This window comes from Sulfurovum sp., assembly GCF_041562805.1.
Taxonomy (GTDB): Bacteria; Campylobacterota; Campylobacteria; order Campylobacterales; family Sulfurovaceae; genus Sulfurovum.
The window spans coordinates 1-3,218 of sequence record NZ_JBFFOH010000221.1; the positions used below are offsets into that span (position 1 = coordinate 1).

Consider the following 3,218-nt stretch of genomic DNA (forward strand, 5'->3'; position numbering starts at 1 on the left):
AATTTGGTAGCCTCTGGAGGTAATGATCCCCGCGACTCCATCCTCTCTATATTTAGTGTCAATCGCTTAGAAGGCGACTTGAGGGGCAGAGGCCAAGTCTTGCTTTGTTAGTAACTCTGTTACATCTAATTCTACACCATCTCACCACCACGTCAAGCTTTATTTTAAATTCTTTTAGCTTCCTGTGCTGTAGCTGATTTCTTTGATACATGAATGTTTCTTGATTAGCCACTTACAAATACAGCACGGCTCCGAGTACATAGGCTGACCCTTAGCACCAACCCTAACCACTGTAATCTTATAGCCTTTACTATACTTGTCACCTATGATAGCAGCCAATTCTGCGTGAATGCAAGTCTTATCTAGCAACCCTACAGCTTTTCCTGCACGAGCCATTCTAGGGTTTGTTTTAATGTAACTGTTTGCACCTTCGCTAATCACTTTGCCGCGCTTATCAGTGATTACTGCAAAATGCCTTGCCTCTCCTCGTCTGTAAGGAATCTCAGAACACTTTGTCAAGGCGTAGTCAAGCATTTAATTCACCAAATCAAGTTCATAATGGAAGTAAAATACATCACCCGAAGCACCGTCACGCAATACCCAAATCTTATCACCTGTTGGCTCTACATACTTAACAACTCCAGTAGCACCACGATTAAAACCTGCTTCTTGATTGGCTCTTACTTTATCACCTATTTTGAACTTAGTCTTTTTAAGTTCATATTCCTGTTTAGCTACAAGCATATCATACTTCCGTGCTTTATCCTCAAGCTCTTTAATAAGAAGATTCTTTTCAGCATCGAACTCATCAGATGAAAACAGTTTCTTAATTTTAGACCACATATTATTTCTCCCCGTACTTAGCTTTCAGTCGTGCAAGCTCTTCTAGCTCTGCTTCCATTTGTACTTTATTCTCTAATATTTCTTTAGCAATACGCTCTGATTCTTTTTCTTCCCAAAAGGACAGCTTATCCTCTTCTTGTTCAATACGATAGTTATATTCATCGTCATTTTCTAGACGTGTTCCACTAACATAATATTCACAATCCTCGTACCCGCTCCACTCATAACTAATATTCAAATTATCCCAATCAGAATATTGCTTTTTAACCTCTAGCATCTGAGAGATAATTTCATCTGGTGTTCCATTAGGCCACTCACATTCTGCTTGGATAAAACGTTCAATGCGCTCATAGTTCACAACTGGTTTATTTTTAGACATCTTTATTCTCCTTCTTAAGTAAAGCTGATTGAGAAACATTAGAAATCAAGTAACCCGAGATAATCAACGTAATCAAATACGAATAGTTATCTTCTGAAATCTTATCAAAACATAGAACACCTGTCAATATAATTATCATTGAACAGGATAGGATGAATTTACGAGAAGCTAGTTTAGAGTTCATTATCAGCCTCCAAGTAACGGGAAAATGCCTTTTCTATAGTCTCTTCTGGAAGACCGTCCCCAGCCCAATCAAAATAAGCTACAGCTAATTGAAACGGGTAGTCGGGGTTCCTGTTACCAGCAGGCCAATCACAAGTATGATGCTCCCACAAAAGCTCTTCAAACTCATTAATCCACTCTGCTTTGATATTCATTTGATTTTAACCTCTGCTGATTCAAGGGCTGTAATCATATTACCTGCATCATAGTAATGGAATCCATGTTCACAACTATACTCCCGTTCTGGCAGTTCAATCTCAATACTACTTACAGCCTTCTGCCACAGTATATAGTCTTGCTGTATACGATGGCAAGCATACTCTTCTAATTCATTTCCTTCTTTATCCTTACACTTAGTAAATGATTCTGAGTAGTCAGGGTGAGATGACCTAGAAGAAATGAATTGTTCAAATAGTTGTTGTGAAGTCATTTTGTTTTAGTCCTTCAAGATAACAAGTAATACCACCATTCTTCTCTGTATGCGCTACATCTTCCCAACCTTTAACCTTTTGCAACACCCACTCTTCATGGTTCTGTACAACAAAGCTAAACTTATAGTCTGCGTCTGGATTGTCTGATTCTGTTGGTTCTCCATCAATAAAACTATGATGTTCTGATTTCAAACCCATGACAAAACAACTATCATCACTCTGTCCTTCATGCTCTGTGTCTGATACAACAACACAAATACCCGCAAAATTGAAATAGCATTTAGCATCCCATTCATGTTTACTACCAATTGCTACAACATCCCCAGTAAAAAGCTCTTCCCCTGCTGTATCAAACAGACCAGTGGGCAGTCCACAGCTCCCGAAGCTGTAGTTACCACTCTTAAGAATCTTCTTCATCACTTAACTCCTCTCTTGTTTATCAATGTCTGAAGCATACTAGAGGCTTCTTTCTCTGTCAATGCATAAGACCCATAATTCTTATATGATGCTTTGTAATAAGAGGACAGAGAACCTGTGAGTTTGGTTGTGGTCATTAGGGTTCAGAAAGCAATTTAGTGTATCGTTCAATGTCCCATTCAGCACATCGCTTATCACTCTCAGCCTTTTCAAGCTCTCGTTGATATTTTGCACGCAAAGCTTTGTTACTAACAGTCGCGCCTTTATCAACAGCAAAAGCTTTATAGCAACCCTTTTGACGTGAGATATTATACACCTTATCATAGTCTTCCATACCATATTTTATAAACTCAACATCGTGCAAGTTGCACACGAATTCTAAGTCTACCTTCTCAGGGTTAACATATGTGACTTCATTGCCAATATATTCTTGGCCATAATCAATCCAGTAAGTATCTAGAAGATAGATTTCACCACTACGTTCTGTTGCATAGCATTGATTATCCATGCACCAATAGGCAGTACCACCTCCGCAACTAGCACGATATTCTGTGTCGTTTTTGTAGTACCAACGATATACATCACCTTCCCTAATGGAAATACCCTCTTTCATTTTAAACCCTCCTCAATCAATCCAATGCGGCTTATTCCGCCCTGTCCACTCAACCTTCATCCTACGCTTGTCAGTCCGAGTTGTCCAGTCTTTATATTTAGCTTTCAGATACAGTTGGTAGCTTTTGCAAGGATCAAGCAGAGAAGCTAGCTTAAATTCGTCAGGCATGCATCGTACAAACTCTGATAGCTCTCCATCTTCAATCGAAACAGGGTAATTGCTTAGGCTCAGCAAGTGAATTGAGGACTTATGAACTTTCCCATACCGATGTGTGTATTCATCACAAAGCGCTTTTGTATGCTCTAAAAGCCAA

General features: G+C 39.2%; 8 protein-coding genes. All 8 read right to left on the minus strand.

All coding sequences use genetic code 11. From position 1 onward, the window contains the following. Nucleotides 1–174: 174 nt before the first annotated feature. The gene (locus tag ABYK33_RS14865; RefSeq protein WP_373034089.1) at nt 175–534 is read right to left on the minus strand and encodes a hypothetical protein; all 360 of its coding nucleotides are present in this window, start codon (nt 532–534) and stop codon (nt 175–177) included. After that, nucleotides 535–843 carry a hypothetical protein gene (locus ABYK33_RS14870; RefSeq protein WP_373034090.1) on the minus strand — a complete coding sequence of 103 codons (309 nt, stop codon included), beginning with the start codon at nt 841–843 and terminating at the stop codon, nt 535–537. Between the two features lies 1 nt (nt 844). Beyond that, nucleotides 845–1,222 carry a hypothetical protein gene (locus tag ABYK33_RS14875; protein WP_373034091.1) on the minus strand — a complete coding sequence of 126 codons (378 nt, stop codon included), beginning with the start codon at nt 1,220–1,222 and terminating at the stop codon, nt 845–847. 173 nt (nt 1,223–1,395) lie between these two features. Further along, nucleotides 1,396–1,599, minus strand: coding sequence for a hypothetical protein (locus ABYK33_RS14880; protein ID WP_373034092.1), 204 nt, complete (start codon nt 1,597–1,599; stop codon nt 1,396–1,398). Further along, nucleotides 1,596–1,874, minus strand: a complete 279-nt coding sequence (locus ABYK33_RS14885; RefSeq protein WP_373034093.1) for a hypothetical protein — start codon at nt 1,872–1,874, stop codon at nt 1,596–1,598. Before ABYK33_RS14885 ends, ABYK33_RS14880 begins: the two co-directional genes overlap by 4 nt. Continuing rightward, the gene (locus tag ABYK33_RS14890; protein WP_373034094.1) at nt 1,852–2,292 is read right to left on the minus strand and encodes a hypothetical protein; all 441 of its coding nucleotides are present in this window, start codon (nt 2,290–2,292) and stop codon (nt 1,852–1,854) included. The genes ABYK33_RS14885 and ABYK33_RS14890 overlap by 23 nt, the downstream gene beginning before the upstream one ends. A 136-nt stretch (nt 2,293–2,428) precedes the next feature. Then, the gene (locus ABYK33_RS14895) at nt 2,429–2,905 is read right to left on the minus strand and encodes a hypothetical protein (protein ID WP_373034095.1); all 477 of its coding nucleotides are present in this window, start codon (nt 2,903–2,905) and stop codon (nt 2,429–2,431) included. 12 nt (nt 2,906–2,917) lie between these two features. Further along, nucleotides 2,918–3,218: hypothetical protein (locus ABYK33_RS14900; protein WP_373034097.1), on the minus strand; the 301-nt coding region annotated here is incomplete at its 5' end.

Excerpts from the sequence above, each read along its gene's own strand:
- ABYK33_RS14875 (WP_373034091.1), bottom strand. The coding sequence starts at position 1,222 with ATGTCTAAAAATAAACCAGTTGTGAACTATGAGCGCATTGAACGTTTT.
- ABYK33_RS14865 (WP_373034089.1), bottom strand. The coding sequence starts at position 534 with ATGCTTGACTACGCCTTGACAAAGTGTTCTGAGATTCCTTACAGACGA.
- ABYK33_RS14895 (WP_373034095.1), bottom strand. The coding sequence starts at position 2,905 with ATGAAAGAGGGTATTTCCATTAGGGAAGGTGATGTATATCGTTGGTAC.
- ABYK33_RS14890 (WP_373034094.1), bottom strand. The coding sequence starts at position 2,292 with ATGAAGAAGATTCTTAAGAGTGGTAACTACAGCTTCGGGAGCTGTGGA.
- ABYK33_RS14885 (WP_373034093.1), bottom strand. The coding sequence starts at position 1,874 with ATGACTTCACAACAACTATTTGAACAATTCATTTCTTCTAGGTCATCT.
- ABYK33_RS14870 (WP_373034090.1), bottom strand. The coding sequence starts at position 843 with ATGTGGTCTAAAATTAAGAAACTGTTTTCATCTGATGAGTTCGATGCT.
- ABYK33_RS14880 (WP_373034092.1), bottom strand. The coding sequence starts at position 1,599 with ATGAATATCAAAGCAGAGTGGATTAATGAGTTTGAAGAGCTTTTGTGG.